General features: G+C 60.4%; 2 protein-coding genes and 2 pseudogenes. 3 read left to right on the top strand and 1 reads right to left on the bottom strand.

Annotated elements, in window-relative coordinates; genetic code table 11:
• Positions 1 to 217 (top strand): annotated as a pseudogene (locus ACX80A_RS15160) (IS110 family transposase); the annotation flags it as partial.
• Between the two features lie 49 nt (positions 218 to 266).
• Entirely contained in the window at positions 267 to 887 is a 621-nt protein-coding gene (locus ACX80A_RS15155) for a cupredoxin domain-containing protein (protein WP_459260592.1), read from the top strand.
• Positions 888 to 1,403: 516 nt separating this feature from the next.
• Here ACX80A_RS15155 and ACX80A_RS15150 read toward each other — a convergent pair.
• A complete protein-coding gene (locus ACX80A_RS15150) occupies positions 1,404 to 2,171 on the bottom strand; it encodes an SDR family oxidoreductase (protein WP_459260591.1) in 768 nt (255 codons plus the stop codon).
• Between the two features lie 372 nt (positions 2,172 to 2,543).
• On the opposite strand from ACX80A_RS15150, the pseudogene ACX80A_RS15145 reads away from it, so the two are divergent.
• Positions 2,544 to 3,723, top strand: a pseudogene (locus ACX80A_RS15145) (IS3 family transposase).
• Positions 3,724 to 3,793: the final 70 nt, after the last annotated feature.

The raw sequence follows: 3,793 nt of genomic DNA, 5'->3' as shown, positions 1-3,793 counted from the left end.
CTCCGGGAACAAACAACTCAAGAACGCGCTGTTCAGATCCGCCTGGATCGCCAGCTGCCATGACCCGCTATCGAAGGCCTACTACGAGAAGAAACGCGGCCAAGGCAAGAAACACAACGCCGCCATCATCTGCCTCGCGCGCCGCCGCTGCGACGTCATCTACGCCATGCTCAAAAACAAGACACTCTACGAGACCAAAACCCCGAAAGCCGCTTGACCAGAAGCATAGGGACACCCCCCTAGACGCCTCGCCGGAGGGTTTCATCATGATGACCAACAAAAAAGTACTCAGCGTCGCGTTCACCGCAGCCCTGATCGGCGGTGCCGGTCTCGGATCCGCCGGAGTAGCCGCAGCATCTACCGGCCCCGTATCCCAGGCAGTACCGGCCATGACCGTCGGACAAATGTCCATCAGCATCGACAACTTCGTCTTCTCCGGCCCGGGCGCTGTCAACCCCGGCGGAGAAATCACTGTCACCAACAACGACACCGAAGCTCATACCGTCACCGCCAACGACGGATCCTTCGATGTGACTATTCCAGGCGGGGAGAGTGCCACGTTTACCGCCCCCAGCTCTGCCGGCGATTACGGTTTTTTCTGTAAGTTCCACGGCAACATGGTCGGCACCCTCACCGTCGGAGCCGAAGCCATGGCACCAACCCCCGAAGAGCCCACGACACCAGCACCGGCCCCCGAAGCCGCCGAATTGGACACTGAACAAGACAATGGCATGGACCAAATGGGGGCCGTACCTAAGGGCGGCGCCGACACCGGCGTCGTCAATGAGGAAACCAGCGACGGCACCCTCGTCATTGGCCTCGGAGCAGGACTGGTCCTCCTCGCCGCCGCAAATGGAACCTACGCCGTCCGCCGCCAAACCCACTAACCAGCACGACCCCAACCAGCCACCTCTCACTCGCCCGCTACTCCAAAAAAGCGCCTACCCACGAGATCGCAGCATCAGCAAAGGTTCTTCTATTCAATTGTGGGCAGCTATTGTCACGGTCCGTCTCGGGCAAGGGACGGTAAGCCGGATAAGCCTGTTTAGATCCCTCACGGGCTCGTCTCGCGCCGCGAGCTGAGGGTCAGAGACTGACGTTGAGGACTGCTGTGGCGAGGTAAACAGGGTGATCGCTGCTGGGATAGAGCGTTTGCCGGTTCTGGTCGAGAACCGATTCAGCATCTTCGGTAAGCGTGTTCTAACTTTGTTGCCGGGTGCGATGCCGAGGGCAAGCACAATAAGGCATGAGATTTCAGGAAGACGTGATTTTTTGACTACCTTAGTGGGCCTTAATGGGCCGGCGTTGTTAAGGTCAGCGTTACAAACCTGGCGAATTATGTCGGCCTGCCACGCGGGGGCGGCGTTTGTTAGAGTCCCTGGTCTAGTTGTGCAGGAGCAGGTTTAAGGCCAGCCGCCTTCGAGTAGTGGGGTGACGGTTACCTCGTTGAGTACCATATCGGGTGGGGATTGGGCGATCCAGGTGATGAACTCCGCGACATGTTCTGGTGGCAGCGATTGAGCGGGTGAGGTCCCGCTGTGGGCGGGACTCCGCTCTTCGGCGGACCAGGCACCCCAGTTGGTATCCATTGCGCCGGGGTACAGCAGGCAGGCCCTGATGCGGTGGGCTCTGCCTTCAGCAGCGATGACCTGCGTCAGGCCGGTGAGCGCGAATTTTGAGGCGCAGTATGCCGAGGCGTTAGCCCAGCCCCGGCGACCTGCCACGGATCCGATATTGATGATCGTACCGCCGCCTGCTTCGCGCATCCCGGGGAAGACTGCTTGGGAGAGGAGGAACACTGCACGTAGATTAACGTTCATCACCCTGTCCCAACCCTCAACATCGAGCTCTTCGATGGATCCTGGGACATCGGTTCCGGCATTATTGACCAGTATGTCCACGGGGCCGAGTTCTTTCCCGATGTACTCAAGTGCTTGTGAGACCGCGTCCGCGTCCGCCAGGTCGACCGGGACAGCAAGTGCTTTCGAGCTGGCGCCGTGCACATTTCCGCGTAGTTGCTTGATGGTCTTGTCGAGGTCGGACTGGGAACGGGCCATCACGGCCACGTGGGCTCCAGCCGCCGCGAGGGCCAGTGCTGTGGCGCGACCCAAACCGCTGCTACCCCCGGTCACAAGGGCGACACGACCATCCAATGACTGAGAATCCTTCACACCGTTCCCTACCTCTGCTGTTGCTCTTCCCGCACGAAGCGGACCACGGACCCCATCCTAAACGCGGGCAGACGCAAATTTCACGAAAGGCCGATATTTCGGACCTAGGAACATGCGAGTCGTTAGCGTTCGTGTCCGTAGTGCAATTCGCCCATCGGTCCGGCGCTCCCACCCCCTAAATTGGGGGGTGGGAGCGCCGGTTCGCTGTGGCGGGTCGATTTGTGGTTCAGGGGGTTCCGCTCTCTGTGGTCAAAGCCAGGGCTGTGCGGCGTCGGACTTGTCTGCGTTGGATGAAGCGTGCTGCCAGACCGTATTTTGGTGATGCCGCGAGGGCCAGGGTGAAGCAGGCGGTAGCGAAGCAAGGATGTTCACATGCCCAAGCCTTTCCCCGCCGAGTTCCGACGCGACGTTGTCGCCGTGGCACGCAAGCACGAAGCGCCGATCTCCCAGATCGCCAAGGACTTCGGAATTTCCGAAGCCACCCTGCATAACTGGCTCAAGAAAGCCGACATTGAAGACGGTGCCCGTCCCGGTGTCTCCCAGAAAGAAGCCGCCGAACTCCGAGAGGCGAAGAAACGGATCCGGCTCTTGGAGCAGGAAAACGAAATCCTTCGCCGGGCGGCTGCGTTCTTCGCCAGGGAGCTGCCCCCAAAATGAGGTTTCCGCTGGTCCTTGACCTTGCCGCAGACGGTATCGCCGTCGCGGTGGCCTGCCGGGTGCTAGGTTTCTCCAAACAAGCCTTCTACGCATGGAAGGCAGCCCCGGTCACGGAGCGTGATTGGTCCGATGCGCACCTGATCAACGCGGCCCTGGACGTCCACCGCGACGACCCCGCGTTCGGGTAACCGGTTCATCGCCGACGAACTCGAAGCGCTGGGCTTCACCGTCGGAGAGAACCGGGTTTCCGGGTTGTGTAGCAGCCAATGCATCTGGTCCGTCTTCGCCAAGAAACGCGGCCTGGCCCGAAAGGCCGGCCCACCGGTCCACCGGTCCACCGATCCACCGATCCACCGATCCACCGATCCACGATGATCATGTCCAGCGGAACTTCACTGCGACGGCGCTCGATCAAGTGTGGTTGACCGACATCACTGAGCACCGCACCGATGAGGGCAAGCTCTATCTCTGCGCCATCAAAGACGTCTACTCGAACCGGATTGTGGGCTATTCCATTGATTCCCGGATGAAGGCATCCTTGGCAGTCTCAGCTCTTCACAACGCGATAGCGCTACGGGACCCGGACAAGACGGTGGTTCATAGCGACCGTGGTTCTCAATTTCGATCCAACGCCTTCGTACGTGCATTGAAGGGCGGCGGGCTCACCGGATCGATGGGCCGGGTCGGCGCGTGCGCTGATAATGCCGCGATGGAATCGTTCTTCTCGCTCCTGCAAAAGAACGTGCTGGACAGTCAGCGGTGGTCCACTCGAGCTGATCTGCGCCTGGCCATCGTGACCTGGATCAAGAAAACCTACCACCGGAAACGCCGCCAACGCAGGCTAGGGAAACTAACCCGGATTTTTCATCGGGCCTCTGATCGGCCGGGTTTTTGAGTTTGCCGCTGCTGATCGGGTGGAGGCCGCTTTTGGGCGTGACGGTGTGTCCCTTGGGCCGCCGGGTGAG

This window comes from Arthrobacter sp. TMN-50, from assembly GCF_054511125.1.
The sequence above is the reverse complement of the archived record's forward strand: the minus strand, read 5'-3'. Positions and strand labels throughout refer to the sequence as shown.

Bases quoted from the DNA above. Each gene is read 5' to 3' on its own strand.
- ACX80A_RS15155 (WP_459260592.1), top strand. From the start codon at position 267: ATGATGACCAACAAAAAAGTACTCAGCGTCGCGTTCACCGCAGCCCTG.